Origin of the sequence: Streptomyces sp. NPDC007856 (assembly GCF_042868225.1) — a bacterium.
Taxonomy (GTDB): domain Bacteria; phylum Actinomycetota; class Actinomycetes; order Streptomycetales; family Streptomycetaceae; genus Streptomyces.
The window spans coordinates 81,175-100,867 of the sequence record NZ_JBIAEC010000017.1; the positions used below are offsets into that span (position 1 = coordinate 81,175).

Consider the following 19,693-nt stretch of genomic DNA (forward strand, 5'->3'; position numbering starts at 1 on the left):
GTGGCGGGCGGCACAGATCGTTTGCGGACAGCCGTGGGGAGAGAGGGCCTGGGCCATGGACCGTGGCAGCGAGCGGGACACACCTCCCGGGCGCGGCGCCGGCGACGCGGCGGCGGGTCGGATTCCGCTGGCCGTGGTCGTCGTCGACCGCGACGGCATGGTGTCCCACTGGAGCAGCGGCGCGCGACGCCTGTTCGGCGTCGGCAGGGAGGAAGCCGTCGGGCGCGCCGCCGCCGATCTGCTGCCCGTCGCGGGTGCCCTCCCCGAGGACCTGCACGGCGACGCGCCGTCGGACGCCCACGAGGAGTACGACGGGCTCGGCCCCGACCTGGAGACCTCCCTCGGCGGGCACACCGCCTACGCCACCGCCGGCCGGGCCCGGCTCTTCCCGCACGAGCCGGCCCGCGACGGCGAGCGCCTCGACGTGCTGTGGTGGGCCTATCCGCTGGTCGGCCCGGGCCCGTCCCGGCTGCTGGTGCTCGCCGCCGACGCCACCCGGCTGCGCGACGAACGCGGCTACGACGACGAGACCGCCGAACGCATCTCGCCCGGTTTCGCCCGCCACACAGAGCTGCCCGCCTCCGACGAACTCGAACGCCGGCTGCCCGAGATCCTGCCCAACATGGGCCCGGGCCTGAGCGGCCGAATCGTCTCCCAGATGCTGGAACTGGGCTATCCGGTCCTGGAGTTCAGCCAGTTCGACCGGGTGCCGGTCACTCCGTACTGGGGCGTGCCCCGCCGTCCCGGACGCAAGCGCACCGAGGCCGTCGTGCCCCGGCAGCGGACCACGTCGGCCGTCGTGGTCCCGCAGGGCGCCGAGCAGGACCTGGAGTACGCCGCCGTGCGCGAGCGGCTGGAGTTCCTCAACGAGGTCAGCTCCGCCATCGGCACCTCCCTCGACCTCGGCGAGACCATCCGCGAGGTCACCAGCGCCGCCGTACCCCGGTTCGCGGACTTCGCCGGCACCCATCTGCGCGCGGCCGTCCTCGCGGGCGAGGGCTTCCCGGACGGCCCGCCGGACGCGCAGACCGTGATGTTCCGGGTGTGGGTCGAGCACAACGACGAACCGGGCCGCTGGGACGACACCGTGCCCGTCGGCGAGGCCTTCGCCTTCCCCGAACACACCCCGTTCTACAAGTGCATGGTCACCGGCGAGCCGGTCCTCGTCCCCAGGGTCACCGAGGAGCTGAGCGAGCGCATCGCCGGCGAGTTCGAGAAGCGGGACCTCAGGCCTCTCATCGGCGGGCGCTCCCTGCTGATCGTGCCGCTCAAGGCCCGTAACGTCGTGCTGGGCTTCATGGTGCTGATGCGCCGCCCGGACCGCCCGGCCTTCGACGACATGGACCGCACCACCGGCGCCGAACTCGCCGCCCGTGCGGGCCTCGTGCTGGACAACGCCCGTATGTACACCTACCAGGAGAACGTCGCCGACACCCTGCAGGACAGCATGCTCCCGCAGGTCACCCCGCGGATGGCCGGCTGCGACATCGCCACCCGCTATCTGCCGGGCACCCGGCTCGGGCGCATCGGCGGCGACTGGTTCGACACCATCAAACTGCCCGGCTCGCGCACCGCCCTCGTGGTCGGCGACGTCATGGGCCACGGCCTCAACTCGGCGGCGATGATGGGCCAGTTGCGCACCGCCGTGCAGACCATGGCCACCATGGAGACCCCGCCCGCCCAGCTGCTGCGCAATCTCGACGACCTGGCCCGCCGACTCGGCGACAGCTACCTGGCCACCTGCCTGTACGCCGTCTACGACCCGATCCGCGGCGAACTGCACCTCGCCAACGCCGGACACATCCCGCCCGTGCTGGTCCGCGCCGAGGACGGCTCCAGCGAACTCCTCGACCTGCCCACCGGCGCCCCCATAGGCGTCGGCGGCGTGCCCTTCGAGGCCACCCGGGTCAAGGTCTCGCCCGGCGACCGGCTGGTGCTGTGCACGGACGGACTGGTCGAGGTGCGCGGCTGCGACATCGGCGAGGGACTCGCCGCGCTCTGCGAGTCCGCCGCACATCCCGCGGCCTCCATGGACGACGCCTGCGACACCATCATCCGCGCCCTGAACACGCGCGGCGGCCGCAAGGACGACGTCGCCCTGCTGATGGCCCGGCTGAACGGCATCCCCGAAGACCACGTCGCCGAATGGCGGCTGGACGCCGACCCGCGGGAGGTCGCCCGGGCCCGGCGCCTGGTCCGCGAGCGGCTCCTCGCCTGGGGCCTGCCGCAGGCCGTGGAGACCGCCGAATTGCTGGTCAGCGAGGTCGTCACCAATGCCGTACGGCATGCCGTGAGCGAGCCGGTCGGGCTGCGCGTGGTCCGCACCGACGCCCTGCTGTTCGAGGTCACCGACGACGAACCCGGGCTGCCCGAGATGCTCGCCGCCGAGCCGTCCGACGAGTCGGGCCGCGGTCTGCGCGTGGTCAGTCGGCTGGCCCGGGAGTGGGGCGCCTGCGGCAGCGGGCACCGCAAGACCGTGTGGTTCGAACAGGCTCTCGCCGGACGGGGCTGACAAGGGACGGGCACTCTGCCGGCGGGCCCCCTGCAGGTTGTCCGGGGCCGTACATCCGGTGAAGGTGGCCTCCTGCCCCTTGCCCCGTTCCAGGCCCTCGCGATATCCCGATCACGGAACCGAACCGTGGGGAGAACGCATGAACGTCTCGGACAAGTACCGCAGCAACTGGGAGAGTTACTGGAGCGAGACCTCCGACGAGGCGGGCGACGCCATTTGGGACTGCGAGCCCGCCCTGTCCGCCGAACCGTACACCGCCCTTCTCCTGCCCCACGCGGACCCGGCGCGCACCATCGTCGACCTCGGCTGCGGCAACGGCACCCAGACCCGCTACCTCGCCACCCGGTTCGCGCGCGCGGTCGGCGTCGACCTCTCGCACTCCGCCGTCGAGCACGCCCGCCGTGCCACGCAGGACGACGCCGTGGAGTTCCAGCAGCTCGACCTCACCGACGCGGACGCCGTGGGCGCCCTGCGCGATCGCCTCGGCGACGTCAACGTCTACATGCGGGCCGTCATCCACCAGAGCGAGCCCGAGGCGCGGCCGGCGATCGCCGCCGCCGTCGCGGCTCTCATCGGCACCGAGGGCCGTGCGTTCGTCGTCGAACTCACCTCCGGTTCCCGGAACGTGCTCCGGCGCGCCGCGACCCAGGACGGCGGCCCTGGGCCCAAGCTCCAGCGCGTCTTCCATCACGGGCTCAAGCCGGCCGACGCCGACGACGCCGAGATTCCGCGCCTGCTCGGCGAGGCCGGTCTGAAGGTCCTCGCCGAGGGTGAGACCACCCTGCCGCAGACCGAGTACCTGACCGACGGCACCCGCATCGACCTGCCGGCCCGCTGGTTCGTCCTCGCCGGTGGGCAGTAAGGGCCTCTTTGCGGCTTTCCGGGGTGCGTGGGACCGCCGTCCCGCGCACCCCGTCTGCGTCACCGGAGGAGGGCGGTCCGGATATGGCGAAGGTGTGTGCGTTGTGTGAACGTCCTTCCTATAGCATTCCCCTCGCTCGATCACCCGAAGGTGTGCAAGGGGGCCCTCAGCCGTGTCCGTTCGTACGGCGGAAGTACGCAGCCGAGGGCGGCGGCGTGCCCCGCGCTCGGGGCGTCCGCAGTCGGTTCCCGAAGGGCTGCTCCCCACTCCGCCCGACGAACGCGAGAAGTACAGCTACGTCAAGCGCCACACCTGGGTGCTGACCTCCAGCTCCTTCATCGGGTTCGTGTGTGTGCTGCTCAGCCAGGCCGACACCGCCCGGCACAGTGCCTGGATCTGGGTGTTCGCGCCCACCCTGCTGCTGGCCGTGGTCGGCTTTCTGATATCGATGCGTCTGGAGGCGTTCGCGCCCAGCTTCGACCTGAAGGCGCATCGCCGTGTCGTGCGCCGCTGGCAGCCGGACCACTACCCGAGCGTCGACGTCTTCCTGCCCGTCTGCGGCGAGCCCATCGAGGTGCTTCACAACACCTGGCGGTATGTGGGCATCCTCGCCGACACCTACCCGGGCGAGGTAGCGGTCCTCGTGCTGGACGACGGCGACAGCGCGGAAGCCGCGGCCATGGCCGCCGACTTCGGCTTCCGGCATCTGGTCCGCCCCAACCGGGGCTGGATGAAGAAGGCCGGCAACCTCCGGCACGGCTTCGAGAACTCCTCCGGCGAGGCCGTCCTCATCCTCGACGCCGACTTCGTGCCGCGCTCCGACCTGCTGCACGAGCTGCTGCCGTACCTGGACGACGACCCGCGCTGCGCCATCGTCCAGTCCCCGCAGTACTTCCGCGTCCTGGACCAGCAGAACTGGATCGAGCGCGGCGCCGGTGCCGTGCAGGAGCTGTTCTACCGCTCGGTGCAGGTCTCCCGGCAGCGCAGCGACGGCTCGATCTGCGTCGGCTCCTGCGCGGTGTACCGGCGCGCGGCCCTGGACGAGATCGGCGGCACCAGCCTCATCGAGCACTCCGAGGACATGCACACCGGCTTCGACCTGCGCGCCCGCGGCTGGGACCTGCGCTACGTCCCCCTCGCGCTGTCCACCGGCATCTGCCCCGACACCATCGGCGCCTACTACAACCAGCAGTACCGCTGGTGCATGGCCTCGATGAGCATGCTCGGCAGCCTGGGGGACTTCTGGCAGGTGAAGATGCGCTTCGCCAGCCGCCTGTGCTACATCTCCGGCTTCGTCTACTACATCGAGACGGCCCTGCTCACCTTCACCACCCCGCTGATCGCGCTGACCCTGCTGATCCACTACCCCGACCAGCTCCAGGCGACCAACTACTGGATGGTCCTGCCCAGCGTGCTGTACCTGACCGTGGTCTACCCGCTGTGGCACCGCAACCCGTACCGGCTGGAGGCCTGGGCGACCCGCGTGCTGTACGGCTGGGCGCACGTCTTCGCCATCTGGGACGTCGTACGCCGCCGCCCCATGGGCTGGCAGCCCACCGGATCGAGCGGCGCGAAGAAGAACAAGACCCGCCGCTTCTGGGGCGGCATGTGGCTGTGGAGCGCGCCGACGGCCGTGCTGTGGCCGGCCCTCGCCGTGTGGCGGATGAGCGGTGCCCACCCCGAGAACTTCGCCCTGATGCTGGCCTCCGGCCTGTTCTACGCGGTCGCGGTCGTCCGGGTGCTGCTCCAGCCGAAGGAGGTGACCGCGTGAAGGCCCTGATGAGGATGTGGACGGTCCTGCCGGCCGCCGTCCTCTGTCTCGCCGGCTGCGCGAGCACCGGCCCGGCCCCCATCGGCGCCGGCGGGAACGGCGCCCAGCCCGCCGCGTCCGCGTCCGGCGGCGGTACGACGTACATCCCCCAACAGCCCTACGACGTCACCCCCCTGCTGCACCCGAGGAACAAGTACTTCGGCGCCACCTTCGACGGCGTCCCCAAGGACCTCGGCCCCGTGCGGCGGTACGCCTCCCAGGTCGGCCGCACTCCGACCATGCTGGAGTACTACCTCGGCTGGGGCGACGAGCTGCAGACCGACCAGACCCGCGCGGTGTGGGACAACGGCCAGCTGCCCTACATCGCCTGGGAGCCGCACAAGGCCACCCTCGCCCAGATCGCCGACGGCAGCCAGGACGCGTACATCAAGGACACCGCCCACGCCCTGCGCGCCCTCAACGTGCCCGTCGCGATCAGCCTCGCGCACGAGATGAACGGCAACTGGTACCCGTGGGGCCACAACAAGGCCACCGCCGCCCAGTTCGTCAGGGCCTGGCGCCATGTGCACGATGTCTTCCAGGACGAGGGCGTCTCGACGGTCATCTGGGTGTGGAGCCCGAACATCGTCAACCCCGTGCCCCGGGTGGCCCTCAAGCCGTACTGGCCCGGTGACGGGTACGTCGACTGGGTCGGCGTGGTGGGCTACTACGCCCGCACCGGCGCCCAGGACTTCGCGACGCTGTTCGGGCCCACCTTCCGGCAGATCCGGACCTTCACCCGGCGTCCCTTCCTGCTCGCCGAGACCGGTGCCCAGCCGGGCCCGCGCAAGAGCGCCCAGATCACCGAGCTGCTGAGGACCGTCGCCTCCCGCACGGACGTCGTGGGCTTCATCTGGTTCGACCTGAACAAGGAGACGGACTGGCGGGTCGACAGCAGCCCCGAGACGCTCGCCGCGTTCGGACGGGCCGCCCGGAACCCCCGTTACGACCTCGACCTCGCCGCCCTGAAGTAGACAAGACACGCCGATGAGCCACACGCACCCCCCGGTGCACGAGGAGACCCTGCAACTGCGGGTTCTGCCGCCGCCACCGCCGCAGGCCGACCCCGGCTTCTCCTTCGTCGAACAGCCGCTGCCGGGCTGGACGCTGCCGCCGCCCGCACTGATGGGCTGGGCCGCCGACACCGGCCGGCGCCGCCGCACCGTCGCCCTCGCCATGCTCGCCGCCGTCCTGGTCGTCCAGGCCGCCCTGTCGCTGCGGCTCGCCAACTCCGCCTTCGAGGACGAGGCCCTGTACATCTGGGCCGGGCACGTGGAGATCGGCAGCCTCTTCCACGGAGCGCCGAACTACGGCGGTTTCGGCAGCTACTTCTCCGGCGCGCCCGTGCTGTACCCGGTGCTCGCCGCCGCCGTGGACTCCGTGCTCGGCCTCGCCGGGGTGCGCGCGCTCAGCCTGCTGTTCATGCTGACGGCCACCGCCTGTCTGTACGGGCTCACCCGCCGGCTGTTCAACGAGCGTGCGGGACTGTGCGCGAGCGCCCTGTTCGCCGTCTCCATGCCCACGCTGTTCCTCGGCCACTTCGCCACGTACGACGCGATGGCGGTCTGTCTGCTGGCCCTGACCGCCTGGCTGCTGGTGGTGATCGCACCCCGGCACTGGGCGTGGGCCGCGGCCGTCGCCCCGGTCGCCGCGCTCGCCGTCGGCGTGAAGTACGCCTCCGCGCTGTTCCTGCCCACCCTGGTACTCCTGTACGTGCTCGCCGCCTACCGGGACCACTACATGCGCCGGGCCCTGCTGCGCGGCGCCCTGTTCGGCGCGGCCACCTTCGCCCTGCTCGGCGGCGGACTGGTGGCCAGCGGCTATCTGTCGGCGATCCAGAGCACCACCACCGCCCGCGCCCACGGGGACACCCCAGCCTGGCAGATCCTTCAGGACTCCACGCGCTGGGCGGGGCTGCTGGTCGCCGTCGCCCTGGTCGGCACGGTCACCTACGCCCGTACCGCCCGCCTCGCCGAGATACCCGGCTGGCGCCGGGCCGTGCCGGGCCGCCGCTGGCGTACCTGCCTGGGCGTGTTGCTCACCGGCACCGCGCTGCTCGCGCCCGCCTACCAGATCCACCTGCAGACCGAGACCTCCCTGCAGAAGCACGTGGGCTTCGGCCTGTTCTTCGCCGCGCCGATGGCGGGCGTCGGCGTGACCCGGCTGATGGGCGCCCACTTCAAGTTCCCCCAGTGGGCCATCGCGATCGGCGTGCTCGCCCTCACCCTGGGTCTGTCGCAGTCCGCCTCCTCCTTCGGCAGCTGGCCCGACACCCGCTATCTGATCCCGCAGCTTTCCTACACCGTGCGCCCCGGCCAGCACTGGCTGGGCGATCCGAAGGAGGGCCCGGTGTACTGCCTCAGCCGCGCGCGGAGGACCCACTACCAGGACTGGCTGTCCTTCTTCTTCATCGACTACAGGACCAGGGACGGCCGCTACCTGACGGGCGTCCCCGGCTATCGCGCGGCGGTCCGCGAGGGCTACTTCGACGGCGTGGTGCTGGACTACTCCGGCGGCCTCGCCCCGGCCGAGGAGGCCGTCCGCCAGGAGATGCGCATCACCGGCCGCTACCGCCTCACCGGCTCGCTGCCGTACCGCACCTCCACGGGCGCCGGGCACTTCGAGATCTGGGTCCGGCAGCAGAGCACTCAGTGACCGGCCGCTCCGAGTCGTAGCCCGGCCGCTCTGCGGCGCGTAACGTGACCCACCATGAAGATCCTCATCAGTGCCGACATGGAGGGGGCCACGGGCGTCACCTGGCCGGCCGACGTGCTGCCGGGGACGCCGCAGTGGGAGCGGTGCCGGTCGATGTTCACCTCGGACGTGAACGCCGCGGTCGAGGGCTTCTTCGACGGCGGCGCCGACCAGGTGCTCGTCAACGAGGCCCACTGGAGCATGCGCAACCTGCTGCTGGAGCGGCTCGACGAGCGGGTCGAGATGCTCACCGGGCGGCACAAGTCGCTGTCGATGGTGGAGGGGGTGCAGCACGGCGACGTCGACGGCATCGCGTTCGTCGGCTACCACGCGGGCGCCGGCATGGAGGGCGTCCTCGCCCACACCTACCTCGCCAACCAGATCACCGGCGTGTGGCTGAACGACGTCCGCGCCAGCGAGGGCCTGCTCAACGCGCGGGTCGTGGCCGAGTACGGCGTCCCCGTCGTCCTGGTCACCGGGGACGACGTGGCCTGCGAGGACGCGCTCGGGTACGCGCCGGAGGCGCTGAAGGTAGCGGTGAAGGACCATGTGTCCCGGTATGCAGCGGTATGCCGGACGCCCGCGCGTACGGCCGGCGACATCCGGGCCGCCGCCAAGGTGGCAGCCCGGCTGGCGGTGCGCCACGAGCCCGTCGACGCGGGGCCGTTCACGGTCGCCGTGGAGTTCGACGCCGAGCACCTGGCGATGGCCGCGACCATCGTGCCCGGGGTCGCCCGGATCGGGGAGCGGAAGGTGGCGTACACCAGCGCCACGATGTACGAGGGGATCCGGACGTTCAAGGCGGTCACCACGATCGTCTCCGCCGCCGTGGAGGAGCAGTATGGCTGAGAGGCCGGCCGACCAGCAGGCGCTGGACGAGGTAGTGGAGTTCACCTCCGGTCTGATCCGCATCGACACCACCAACCGGGGCGGCGGGGACTGCCGGGAGCGCCCCGCCGCCGAGTACGCGGCCGAGCGGCTGGCCGGGGCCGGACTGGAACCCCTGCTGCTGGAGCGGACGCCGGGCCGCACCAATGTGGTCGCCCGGATCGAGGGCACCGACCCCTCCGCCGATGCCCTGCTGGTCCACGGTCACCTCGACGTCGTACCCGCGGAGGCCGCCGACTGGAGCGTGCACCCCTTCTCCGGCGAGATCCGCGACGGCGTGGTGTGGGGGCGGGGCGCCGTCGACATGAAGAACATGGACGCGATGATCCTCGCGGTCGTCCGTTCCTGGGCCCGGCAGGGCGTACGGCCGCGCCGGGACCTCGTCATCGCGTTCACCGCCGACGAGGAGGCCAGCGCCGAGGACGGCTCCGGGTTCCTCGCCGACCGGCATCCCGAGCTGTTCGAGGGCTGCACCGAGGGCATCAGCGAGTCCGGCGCGTTCACCTTCCACGACGGCGCCGGCCGGCAGCTCTACCCGATCGCGGCGGGGGAGCGGGGCACCGGCTGGCTGAAGCTCACCGCGCGCGGCCGGGCCGGGCACGGCTCCAAGGTGAACAAGGAGAACGCGGTGACCCGGCTGGCCGCTGCCGTCACCCGCATCGGCGAACACGAGTGGCGCCTGAGACTCACCCCGACCGTACGGGCCGCGCTCATCGAACTCGCCGCACTGTACGGCGTCGAGCCCGACTTCACGGACGTGGACCTGCTGCTGGAGAAACTCGGCCCGGCGGCCAAGCTGGTCGAGGCCACCCTGCGCAACAGCGCCAACCCGACCATGCTGGAGGCCGGTTACAAGCTGAACGTGATCCCCGGCGAGGCGGTCGCCTACGTCGACGGGCGCTATCTGCCGGGCGGCGAGGAGGAGTTCGCCGCCACCCTCGACCATCTCACCGGCCCGGACGTGAGCTGGGAGTACGCGCACCGGGAGGTGGCCCTTCAGGCGCCGGTGGACTCGCCGACCTACGCGAGGATGCGGGCCGCCGTAGAGGAGTTCGCGCCCGAAGGGCACGTGGTGCCCTACTGCATGTCCGGCGGCACGGACGCCAAGCAGTTCTCCCGGCTCGGCATCACCGGCTACGGTTTCGCCCCGCTGAAGCTGCCCGAGGGCCTCGACTACCAGGCGCTGTTCCACGGCGTGGACGAACGCGTGCCGGTCGAGGCGCTGCACTTCGGCGTCCGGGTGCTCGACCGGTTCCTGCGGACGGCCTAGACGATGGGGGACGAGATGCTGAAGACGCCGTACGGCTCCTGGCCGTCGCCCGTCGACGCGGCCCTGGCCGCCGCGCACGACGGCCGCCCGGAGTGGCCGGGCTTTGTCGGGGACGAGAGCTGGTGGACCGAACCCCGGCCGACCGAGGGCGGCCGTCGCGCCCTGATACGGCGCCGCACCGACGGGACCGAGGAGTCCGTGCTGCCCGCGCCCTGGAACGTGCGCAGCCGGGTCATCGAGTACGGCGGCCGGCCCTGGGCCGGGGTGGTACGCGACGGGCTACCCCTGGTCGTCTTCGTGCACTTCACCGACCAGCGGCTCTACCGGTACGAACCCGGCGGCGAGCCGCGCCCGCTGACCCCGGTGTCGCCCGTGGGCGGCGGGCTGCGGTGGGCCGAACCGCGCGTGGACCTGGAGCGCGGTGAAGTGTGGTGCGTGTTGGAGGAGTTCACCGGGGACGGCCCCGGTGACGTGCGGCGCGTGATCGCCGCCGTACCGCTGGACGGCTCGGCCGCCGAGGACCGCGGCGCCGTCCGGGAACTCAGCGACGGCCGGCACCGGTTCGTCACCGGGGCGCGCCTCGCCCCCGACGGCCGCCGCGCCGCCTGGCTCGCCTGGGACCATCCGCGCATGCCGTGGGACGGCACAGAACTGCTCGTGGCCGACGTCGCCGACGACGGCACGCTACGGGACGCGCGTACCGTCGCCGGCGGACCGGGCGAGGCCGTCGCGCAGGTGGAGTGGGCCGCGGACGGCAGGCTCCTGTACAGCAGCGACCGCAGCGGCTGGTGGAACCTCTACCGCGACGGCGCCCCGCTGTGCCCGCGCGACGAGGAGTTCGGCGGGCCCCTGTGGCAGCTCGGCCTGCGCTGGTTCGCGCCGCTGGACAACGGGCTGATCGCGGTCGTGCACGGCAAGGGGCCGACCGTGCTCGGCATCCTGGATCCGGAATCCGGAGAGATCGTCGACGCCGCCGGACCGTGGACCGAGTTCTCGGCCCATCTCGCGGCCCACGGCGCGCGGGTGGTCGCGGTCGGGGCCAGCCCGCGCACCGCCTGCGAGGTGGTCGAGCTGGACACCGTCACCGGCCGGGCCCGCGCGATCGGCGCCCGGCACCGGGACGCCGTGGACCCCGCGTACTACCCGGAGCCGCAGATCCGCGTCTTCACCGGCCCCGACGGCCGCGAGGTGCACGCCCACGTCTACCCGCCGCACCACCCCCAGCACACCGCGCCCGACGGCGAGTTGCCGCCCTACGTCATCTGGGCGCACGGCGGCCCCACCGGCCGGGTGCCGCTCGTGCTGGACCTGGAGATCGCCTACTTCACCTCGCGCGGCATCGGGGTCGCCGAGGTGAACTACGGCGGCTCCACCGGATACGGCCGGGCCTACCGCGAGCGGCTGCGCGAACAGTGGGGCGTGGTCGACGTCGAGGACTGCGCGGCCGTCGCCCGCGCCCTCGCCGACGAGGGCACCGCCGATCCCGCCCGACTCGCGATCCGGGGCGGCAGCGCGGGCGGCTGGACCTCCGCCGCGTCCCTGACCACGACCGACGTCTACGCCTGCGGCACCATCAGCTATCCCGTCCTGGATCTGGCCACCTGGGGGCCGGGGGAGACCCACGACTTCGAGTCCCGTTACCTGGAGTCGCTGATCGGCCCGCTCGCCGAGGTGCCCGCCCGGTACGCCGAGCGCTCGCCGGCCACCCATGCCGACCGGCTCACCGCGCCGTTCCTGCTCCTCCAGGGCCTGGACGACGTGATCTGCCCGCCCGTCCAGTGCGAACGCTTCCTCGCCCGGATCGCCGGCCGAGACGTGCCCCACGCCTACCTCACCTTTGAGGGAGAGGGGCACGGGTTCCGGCGGGCGGAGACCATGGTGCGTGCCCTGGAGGCCGAACTCTCACTGTACGCCCAGGTGTTCAAGCTGGACGTGCCCGGTGTCCCGAGACTGGAGCTGCACAGGTGAAGGAGCTGACGCGCCCGGAGCGGCTGGCCCCGGGCGCCCGGGTGGCCGTCGTCGCCCCGAGCGGGCCGGTGCCCGAGGAGCGGCTCCAGGCGGGGCTCGACGTGCTGCGCGGCTGGGACCTGGATCCCGTCGTGGCGCCCCATGTGCTGGACCGGCACGGGGAGTTCGGCTATCTGGCCGGCCGGGACGCCGACCGCGCGGTCGACCTGCAGAACGCCTGGTGCGACCCGTCCGTCGCCGCGGTGCTGTGCGCCCGCGGCGGGTACGGCGCCCAACGCATCGTCGACCTGCTGGACTGGGAGGCCATGCGGGCGGCCGGGCCGAAGGTCTTCGTCGGCTTCAGCGACATCACGGTCCTGCACGAGGCCTTCGCCACCCGCCTCGGGCTCGCCACGCTGCACGGGCCGATGGCGGCCGGCATCGACTTCATCAAGAACGCCCGGGCTCAGGAGCATCTGCGGACCACGCTGTTCGCCCCGGAGACCGTCCGCACCATCGCCTCCGGCGGCCGTGCCCTGGTGCCCGGCCGGGCCCGCGGAGTCACCCTCGGCGGCTGCCTGTCCCTGCTCGCCGCGGAACTCGGCACGCCGCACGCGCGTGCCTCGGCGGCGGGCGGGCTGCTGTGCCTGGAGGACGTGGGGGAGGAGACCTACCGGCTGGACCGGTACCTCACCCAACTCCTGCGCGCGGGCTGGCTGGAGGGGGTGCACGGGGTGCTGCTCGGCTCCTGGGAGCGCTGCCCGGACTACGCCGAGGTACGGCCACTGCTGACCGACCGGCTCGGCGCGCTCGGCGTACCGGTGGTGGAGGAGTTCGGGTTCGGCCACTGCGCGGGCGCGCTGACCGTCCCGTTCGGTGCGGCAGCCGAACTCGACGCGGACGCGGGCACCTTGACGCTGGACGAGCCGGCACTGCGCTGAGCGCGCCCACCGAATCCCTCCGGGAACCGCGGAGTTGGCCGGTGACCGTGGCGAGCGCGCTGCGGACACCGGGGTGCGGCGATCGCCGGTCGTGGGCGGCTCCGCCCGGCTGGGTGGATTCCGGGGGCTGGTCGGGGTGGTGTCCAAAGGGTGGGCTGCGGATTCCTGGGCCGGTCGGGGTGGCGTCGAGGGGGTGGGCTCGGTGGATTCCGGGAGTGGTTCGGGCGGCTTCGAGGGGGTGGGCCGGGTGGATTCCGGGAGTGGTTCGGGCGGCTTCGGGGAGGTGGGCCGGGTGGATCTCGGGAGTGGTCCGGGCGGGTTTGAGGAGGCGGCCCAGGTGCATCGGCTGGGGGCGGGCCGGGCGGATGCCAGGTGCTGGTCCGGGCGAGTTCGAGGTGTCGGCCCGGGCGGATTGGCTGGAGGCGGTCCAGGCTGATCTGCTGGAGCCGAGCCGAGCCGAGCCGAGCCGAGCCGAGCCGAGCCGAGCCGAGCCGAGCCGAGCCGAGCCGGGGAGCGCGAGGTGTCGGCGCGGGTGGACTTTCGGAGGCGGCCGGGGCGGGGACGCCGTAACCTGGCCCGATGCCGCACACCGCACCCCACTACCTCGCCGAGGGTCCCCGCGTGGCCATCCGTCACTTCACCCTCGAAGACGGGCCCGAGTTCACCGCGCGGACCCGCGAGAGCAAGGACCTGCACCGGCCCTGGCTGTTCCCGCCGGACAACGACGAGGCCTACGCCGCCTACGCGCGCCGACTGATCGAGGACCCGACGAAGGCCGGCTTCCTGGTGTGCGAGAAGGACAGCGGGGACATCGCCGGCTACATCAACATCAACAACATCGTGCGCGGCGGCTTCCAGTGCGGTGCCCTCGGCTACGGGGCCTTCGCGCACGCCGCCGGGCGCGGGCTGATGCGCGAGGGCCTCGACCTGGTCATCGGGTACGCCTTCGGCCCGCTCGGGCTGCACCGGCTGGAGATCAACGTGCAGCCCGAGAACACCGCGTCCATCGCGCTGGCCCGCGGCGCCGGCTTCCGGCTGGAGGGGTTCTCCCCGGCCATGCTCTACATCGACGGCGCCTGGCGCGACCACGAACGCTGGGCGCTCACCGCCGAGATGCGCCCCGCCCGCTGACCGCCGCGGCCGCCTTTGCGCAATCCTGACCAGCAGGTCCCCTGGCCGAGTGCCGCGCCGCCGGGTTCCATGGTGATCGTGACGAGGATCCGACGTGAGGTACTGACGCTGCCCGCCGGGCAGTTGGGCCCGGACAACCCCCTGCCCCCACTCCGCCCGCTCGACGAGGTCCACCGCATCGACGACCGCGACCGGGACGGCATGCCCCGGGACATGGCCCGCCAGCTCGGGTACGAGCCACTGCGCAGCCTGCTCCCGGTCCGCATCCGCGACGGCTACGACAGAACCCGCGAGCCCCGCGCCCTCGACGCCCTGGTGATCGAGAACGACCGGCTGCGCGCCACCGTCCTGCCCGGCCTCGGCGGTCGCATCGCCTCCCTGCTCCACCTGCCCACCGGGCGCGAACTCCTCTACCGCAACCCGGTGTTCCAGCCCGCCAACTTCGCCCTCAACGGCGCCTGGTACTCCGGCGGCATCGAGTGGAACGTCGGCGCCACCGGCCACACCACCCTCTCCTGCGCCCCCCTGCACGCCGCCCGCGTCCCCGCCCCGGACGGCGGGGAGATGCTGCGTCTGTGGGAGTGGGAGCGGCTGCGCGACCTGCCCTTCCAGGTCGACCTGTGGCTGCCCGACGGCTCCGACTTCCTCTACGTCGGCGTCCGCGTCCGCAACCCCCACGAGCGCCCGGTGCCCACCTACTGGTGGTCCAACATCGCGGTGCCGGAGGAGTGCCGGATCCTGGCCCCCGCGGAGGAGGTTTGGCATTTCAGCTACGAGCGCCGGCTGCGCCGGGTGCCCGTCCCGTCCTACGACGGCATCGACCGCACCTGTCCCCTCAACAGCCCGTACGCCGCCGACTACTTCTACGAGGTGCCGGAGGGCCGCCGCCGCTGGATCGCCGCGCTGGACACCGACGGCCACGGACTGGTGCAGACCTCCACCGACGCCCTGCGCGGCCGCAAGCTCTTCGTGTGGGGCCACCTGCCCGGCGGCCGGCGCTGGCAGGAGTGGCTGACCGAACCCGGCACCGGCGGCTACTGCGAGATCCAGGCCGGCCTCGCCCGCACCCAGCTGGAACACGTCCGGCTGGAGCCCGAGAACGAGGTGTCCTGGCTGGAGGCGTACGGACCGCTCGACGCACCGCCCGAGGGGGAGTGGACCCGGGCCGTGCAGGGCGCCGAGCAACGGCTGGAGTCCGCCCTGCCCCGCGCCCGCGTCGAGGAGGCCTACGCGGCCTGGCGGCCCTGCGCCGACACCGACCCCGGCGAGATCCTGGCCGCCGGATCCGGCTGGGGCGCGCTCGAAGTGCTGCGCGCCGACTGGAAACTCCCCGGCACCCCGTTCCCCGAGTCCACCCTCGGCGCGGAGCAGGCACCCTGGCGGGAACTGCTGCGTACCGGCTCCCTGCCCGAGGCGCGCCGGGTACGGCCGCCCGGCGAGACTCTCGTCGCCCCGCACTGGCGGGACATGCTGGAGACCGCACCCGCTTCCCCGCACACCGAGTACCACCTCGGCGTCGCCCAGTGGCACGCCGGCGACCGCGCCCAGGCCGTCCGCAGCTGGGAACGCGGCCTCGAACTCGCCCCGTCGCTCTGGCCGTTGCTGCGCTGCCTCGCCGTCGCCGACCAGGAGTCCGGCCATCACGAGCGGGCCGCCGAACGGTACGCGGACGCCTTCGACGACCTGTGCCGCGAGCGGCGCGACGACGGCGAGACCTGGACCGCCGCCGTGGCCGCGCTCGGCCGGGAGACCCTGCGGGCACTGCTGACGGTGCGGCGGACGGCGGACGCCCGGACGGTCTGGGACCGGCTGCTGCCCGCCGTCCGCGCGCGCGGACGCTTCCGGCTGCTGGAGGCCGAACTGCTGCTCGCCGAGGGACGGACCGCCGAGGCGCGGGCCGTCTTCGACGCGGGGTTCGAGGTCGCCGACCTGCGGGAAGGAGAGGAGGCGCTGGGCCGCCTCTGGGCCCGGCTCACCGACGAGCCGCTGCCCGACCGGTACGACTTCCGGATGCGCCCCGACGCGGTCTGACCGGCTCAGCCCCGCTGGTCGACGTACTCGAACACCGACCCGTCCGGATGCATCGCGAGCAGGTTCCGGCCCACCGGGGTCGGCACCGGACCCGCGATGATCCGGGCGCCGAGGTCGGTCAGCAGCCGGTGCGCCTCGTCCACGTTCTCCACGGCGATGGTCGCCGTCACTTTGCGCAGGATGTCCAGCTCCGCCTCCGGGCCGCTCATCAGCAGAAAGGAGCCGATCGCGGCGACCTGGACCCCGCCGCGCTCGAAACGCAGGGCTCTGCCGCCGGCCAGCCGCTCGTAGAAGGGGATCGCGGTATCGAGGTCGGCTACGCAGATGCGCAGCGAGGCGCCCAGAATCTCCATGCGTCCGAGCCTAGTTGGGGCGGGCGGGGGCGTGCAGGGGCGCCCGCGTTACCCGCCGTGTCCGACGGGTACCCGGAGGGTATGGACCGTTTGGATCACCTGGAACATCTGGACAAACAGCTGGTCGAAGAGCTGGCACAGGTGGCACGCGAGACGGTACGCGACGAACTGCGGGAGCAGACCCGCAAGCGGCGCCGCACCGCCATGCTCTACGCCGCTTCCGGCGCCGCCGCCCTGTACGCGGGGGCCGCGCTGGCCCTCGCGGTGGGCCTGGCCCTGGCAACCGCCCTGCCCGGCTGGGGCGCCGCCCTGATCACGGCGGCGATCCTGGGCGTGGTGGCCTACGCCCTGCGCGGCGCCGCCCACCCGAGGCACAGCCACCCCGCGCCTCCGTCCCGCGTCATCGGCGGCACCCCGCCGGCCGGCCCGCCGAGCGGCCTGGGCGTGCCGTACCCCCCTGTCCCGAAGGAGCCCCCGGGCACCGGCCACCAGGCACCCGGCAACCCACCGAACCAGCCCTGACCCCACCCGCCGAGCCGCGGCAGCACCTTGGTCCGGTAGAAGTCGAAGAACCCCTTCTGCTCGGTCCCGATCTGGTTCACGTACACCCGGTCGAACCCGGCGTCGGCGAACGCCCTCAGCGTGGACACATACTGGTCGGCATCGTCCCCGCACACGACCTTCTCCCGCACCATGTCCTCGGTGACCAGCTCCCGCAGCTGTTCGAAGTGCCGCGGCGACGGCAGCACCTGCCCCATCTCGCCGGGCAGCAGCTCGTTGTACCAGAGCCGGCGCACCGTACGGACGCACTCCTCGCGATCGGTGCCGTAACAGACCTTCGTACCGCCGCTGACCAGCTTCGTCCCACCCCCGCCCTTGCGGAACTGCGTGACCATCTCCTCCTCCGGCATCATCGTGATGTACCCGTCGCCCACCCGGGCGGCGAGCGACGTGGCCTTCGGCCCGAAGCCGGAGATGTCGATCGGGACGGGCTCGTCGGGCACGGTGTAGAGGCGGGCGTTCTCCACGGTGTAGTGCGTGCCCCGGTGGTTGACCTCCTCGCCGGTGAACAGCCGGCGCATCACCTGGATGGCCTCCTCCAGCATCTCCAGGCGCACATGCACCGGCGGCCAGCGGTCGCCCAGGATGTGCTCGTTGAGCGCCTCACCCGTGCCGACGCCCAGCCGGAAACGGCCCTCGGTCATCACCGCGCTCGTCGCCGCGGCCTGTGCCGTCACCGCCGGGTGCATCCGCACGGTCGGACAGGTCACCGCCGTCTCGATGGGCAGCGAGACCGCCTCCGACAGGGCGCCGATCACCGACCACACGAAGGCGCTCTGCCCCTGCGCGTCGTTCCACGGGTGGAAGTGGTCGGAGATCCACAGCGCCCGGAACCCGGCCTGCTCGGCCATCCGGGCCTGTTCGACGAGGTCGGCGGGGCTGTGCTCCTCGCTCGCCAGGAAATAGCCGTACTCGGGCATGGGAAACCTCCGCGCGGGCGGCGCTGATGCCGTGTGATCCGGTCCGGGGCCGGTTAACCGGCGCCGGGCGCGCGAAACGCCGGGCCCGCGGCGCGGCGTTCGGGTGCTCCGACCGGCGTACGGGTGACCCGCCCTGCGTTTGGGTGCCGCCGCCCCGGTTACGCGGAAAACCTCGGACGAGCCACACCGCCGGAGGCGCACCGTGAGCCGACCTCACGTAGTGATCGTCGGCGCCGGTTTCGCCGGGTACCGGGCTGCCCGCACAGTGGCCCGGCTGACCCGGAACCGGGCCGACGTCACCTTGCTGAACCCGACCGACTACTTCCTGTATCTGCCGCTGCTGCCCCAGGTCGCCGCAGGCATCCTTGAGGCCCGCAGGGTCACCGTGTCGCTGCCGGGCACCCTGCACGGGGTCCGGATGGTGCTCGGCGAGGCGGACCATGTCGACCTCGACGGCCGTACGGTCCACTACTCCGACCCCGAGGGCGGCATCGGCACCCTCAACTACGACCGGCTGGTGCTGTGTGTCGGCAGCGTGAACAAGCTGCTGCCCATCCCCGGGGTCGCCGAGCACGCGCACGGCTTCCGCGGGCTGCCCGAGGCGCTGTACCTGCGCGACCACGTGACCCGGCAGGTGGAGCTGGCCGCCGGCGAGGACGACCCGAAGGCCTGCGCGGCCCGCTGCACCTTCGTCGTGGTCGGCGCCGGCTACACCGGCACCGAGGTGGCCGCGCAGATGCAGTTGCTCACCGACCGGCTGGCCCGCCGGCATCCGCTGCCCGCCGGGTTCCGGCCGCGCTGGATGCTGCTGGACGTGGCGCCGCGCGTGCTGCCGGAGATGGACGAGCGGCTGTCCCGCACGGCCGACCGGGTGCTGCGGGCGCGCGGTGTCGACGTACGGATGGGCACGTCGGTGAAGGAGGCCACCCATGACGGGGTGCTGCTCACCGATGGCGAGTTCGTCGCGTCCCGGTCGCTGGTGTGGTGTGTCGGGGTACGGCCCGACCCGCTGGTGGAGGCGGTCGGGCAGCCGCTGGAGAAGGGCCGGCTGATCGTCGACCCGTATCTGCAGGTGCCGGGCCGGCCGGAGGTGTTCGGCTGCGGGGACGCGGCCGCCGTACCGGACCTGGAGCAACCGGGGAAGTTCACGCCGATGACGGCCCAGCACGCGTGGCGGCAGGGCCGGGTGGCCGCGGAGAACGTGGCGGCCTCGCTCGGCCTCGGTCGGCGCCGGCGGGCCTACCGCCATCGTGACCTGGGTTTCGCCGTCGACCTCGGCGGGATCCAGGCCGCCGCCAACCCGTTCGGCATCCCGCTGTCCGGGCCGGCGGCCGGTGCGGTCACCCGCGGCTACCACCTGGCGGCGCTGCCCGGCAACCGCGTGCGGGTGGCCGCCGACTGGCTGCTGGACGCCGTTCTGCCACGCCAGGGCGTCCAGTTGGGCCTCGTACGGTCCTGGTCGGTCCCCCTGGACACGGCCTCCCCGGAGCTGGCACGCGTACCGGGCGGGCCGGAGCGGGTGGGTGCACCGGAACGGCCGGACGGACCGGAACAGACGCCTGGATCGGAACGGGCGGGCGGGCCGGATCGGGCCGAAGCAGCCAAGCAGGCCGGAGCAGCGGAACCCGGCGGCGCACCGCCGGCCCGCGGGCGCGGGGACCACCCCGCCCCCGGCCCCGTCAAGCGCACCGACGCCCCGGACCACCCCGCCCCCGGCCCGGTCAGGCGCACCGACCCCCCGGACCCCGCCGCCGGGTGACCCCGCGGGCCGTA

14 protein-coding genes and 1 pseudogene are annotated in these 19,693 nt (G+C 72.9%); 13 read left to right on the plus strand and 2 right to left on the minus strand.

The features are described 5' to 3' along the window. Positions 1-55: 55 nt before the first annotated feature. The 11 genes from ACFYOH_RS33915 (at position 56) to ACFYOH_RS33965 (ending at position 16,086) form a co-directional block, all read left to right on the plus strand. Entirely contained in the window at positions 56-2,512 is a 2,457-nt protein-coding gene (locus ACFYOH_RS33915; RefSeq protein ID WP_388633747.1) for a SpoIIE family protein phosphatase, read from the plus strand. A 139-nt stretch (positions 2,513-2,651) separates the two neighbouring features. Further along, positions 2,652-3,374 (plus strand): class I SAM-dependent methyltransferase, encoded by a 723-nt coding sequence (locus ACFYOH_RS33920; protein ID WP_388633749.1) that lies wholly within the window; start codon positions 2,652-2,654, stop codon positions 3,372-3,374. Positions 3,375-3,546: 172 nt separating this feature from the next. Further along, complete coding sequence (locus ACFYOH_RS33925; protein WP_388633752.1) at positions 3,547-5,145, plus strand: glycosyltransferase family 2 protein; 1,599 nt, start codon at positions 3,547-3,549, stop codon at positions 5,143-5,145. Continuing rightward, positions 5,142-6,158: a glycoside hydrolase family 26 protein gene (locus ACFYOH_RS33930; RefSeq protein ID WP_388633755.1), complete on the plus strand. Its 1,017-nt coding sequence runs from the start codon at positions 5,142-5,144 to the stop codon at positions 6,156-6,158. Before ACFYOH_RS33925 ends, ACFYOH_RS33930 begins: the two co-directional genes overlap by 4 nt. A 13-nt stretch (positions 6,159-6,171) precedes the next feature. Further along, positions 6,172-7,839: an ArnT family glycosyltransferase gene (locus ACFYOH_RS33935; protein ID WP_388633758.1), complete on the plus strand. Its 1,668-nt coding sequence runs from the start codon at positions 6,172-6,174 to the stop codon at positions 7,837-7,839. Between the two features lie 54 nt (positions 7,840-7,893). Then, complete coding sequence (locus ACFYOH_RS33940; protein WP_388633761.1) at positions 7,894-8,727, plus strand: M55 family metallopeptidase; 834 nt, start codon at positions 7,894-7,896, stop codon at positions 8,725-8,727. After that, a complete protein-coding gene (locus ACFYOH_RS33945) occupies positions 8,720-10,036 on the plus strand; it encodes a M20/M25/M40 family metallo-hydrolase (RefSeq protein ID WP_388633764.1) in 1,317 nt (438 codons plus the stop codon). The genes ACFYOH_RS33940 and ACFYOH_RS33945 overlap by 8 nt, the downstream gene beginning before the upstream one ends. Positions 10,037-10,039: 3 nt before the next feature. Further along, the gene (locus tag ACFYOH_RS33950) at positions 10,040-12,004 is read left to right on the plus strand and encodes a prolyl oligopeptidase family serine peptidase (RefSeq protein ID WP_388633766.1); all 1,965 of its coding nucleotides are present in this window, start codon (positions 10,040-10,042) and stop codon (positions 12,002-12,004) included. Continuing rightward, a complete protein-coding gene (locus ACFYOH_RS33955) occupies positions 12,001-12,924 on the plus strand; it encodes an LD-carboxypeptidase (protein WP_388633769.1) in 924 nt (307 codons plus the stop codon). The genes ACFYOH_RS33950 and ACFYOH_RS33955 overlap by 4 nt, the downstream gene beginning before the upstream one ends. A gap of 579 nt (positions 12,925-13,503) precedes the next feature. Continuing rightward, a complete protein-coding gene (locus tag ACFYOH_RS33960; RefSeq protein WP_388633772.1) occupies positions 13,504-14,055 on the plus strand; it encodes a GNAT family N-acetyltransferase in 552 nt (183 codons plus the stop codon). Between the two features lie 69 nt (positions 14,056-14,124). Further along, positions 14,125-16,086 carry a DUF5107 domain-containing protein gene (locus tag ACFYOH_RS33965; protein WP_388633775.1) on the plus strand — a complete coding sequence of 654 codons (1,962 nt, stop codon included), beginning with the start codon at positions 14,125-14,127 and terminating at the stop codon, positions 16,084-16,086. A 5-nt stretch (positions 16,087-16,091) separates the two neighbouring features. Here the strand turns inward: ACFYOH_RS33965 and ACFYOH_RS33970 are convergent, their stop codons facing one another. Then, complete coding sequence (locus ACFYOH_RS33970; protein WP_388633777.1) at positions 16,092-16,439, minus strand: VOC family protein; 348 nt, start codon at positions 16,437-16,439, stop codon at positions 16,092-16,094. Between the two features lie 81 nt (positions 16,440-16,520). Here ACFYOH_RS33970 and ACFYOH_RS33975 point away from each other — a divergent pair, with 81 nt between their 5' ends. Further along, positions 16,521-16,961 (plus strand): phage holin family protein, encoded by a 441-nt coding sequence (locus tag ACFYOH_RS33975; RefSeq protein WP_388633780.1) that lies wholly within the window; start codon positions 16,521-16,523, stop codon positions 16,959-16,961. A gap of 11 nt (positions 16,962-16,972) precedes the next feature. Here ACFYOH_RS33975 and ACFYOH_RS33980 read toward each other — a convergent pair. Next, positions 16,973-17,920 (minus strand): annotated as a pseudogene (locus ACFYOH_RS33980) (LLM class F420-dependent oxidoreductase); the annotation flags it as partial. Positions 17,921-18,122: 202 nt separating this feature from the next. On the opposite strand from ACFYOH_RS33980, the gene ACFYOH_RS33985 reads away from it, so the two are divergent. Continuing rightward, positions 18,123-19,679 (plus strand): FAD-dependent oxidoreductase, encoded by a 1,557-nt coding sequence (locus ACFYOH_RS33985; RefSeq protein ID WP_388633781.1) that lies wholly within the window; start codon positions 18,123-18,125, stop codon positions 19,677-19,679. The last annotated feature ends 14 nt before the right edge of the window (positions 19,680-19,693 follow it).

Bases quoted from the DNA above. Each gene is read 5' to 3' on its own strand.
- ACFYOH_RS33965 (WP_388633775.1), top strand. From the start codon at position 14,125: ATGGTGATCGTGACGAGGATCCGACGTGAGGTACTGACGCTGCCCGCC.
- ACFYOH_RS33950 (WP_388633766.1), top strand. From the start codon at position 10,040: ATGGGGGACGAGATGCTGAAGACGCCGTACGGCTCCTGGCCGTCGCCC.
- ACFYOH_RS33935 (WP_388633758.1), top strand. From the start codon at position 6,172: ATGAGCCACACGCACCCCCCGGTGCACGAGGAGACCCTGCAACTGCGG.
- ACFYOH_RS33945 (WP_388633764.1), top strand. From the start codon at position 8,720: ATGGCTGAGAGGCCGGCCGACCAGCAGGCGCTGGACGAGGTAGTGGAG.
- ACFYOH_RS33915 (WP_388633747.1), top strand. From the start codon at position 56: ATGGACCGTGGCAGCGAGCGGGACACACCTCCCGGGCGCGGCGCCGGC.
- ACFYOH_RS33940 (WP_388633761.1), top strand. From the start codon at position 7,894: ATGAAGATCCTCATCAGTGCCGACATGGAGGGGGCCACGGGCGTCACC.
- ACFYOH_RS33970 (WP_388633777.1), bottom strand. From the start codon at position 16,439: ATGGAGATTCTGGGCGCCTCGCTGCGCATCTGCGTAGCCGACCTCGAT.
- ACFYOH_RS33920 (WP_388633749.1), top strand. From the start codon at position 2,652: ATGAACGTCTCGGACAAGTACCGCAGCAACTGGGAGAGTTACTGGAGC.
- ACFYOH_RS33975 (WP_388633780.1), top strand. From the start codon at position 16,521: ATGGACCGTTTGGATCACCTGGAACATCTGGACAAACAGCTGGTCGAA.
- ACFYOH_RS33960 (WP_388633772.1), top strand. From the start codon at position 13,504: ATGCCGCACACCGCACCCCACTACCTCGCCGAGGGTCCCCGCGTGGCC.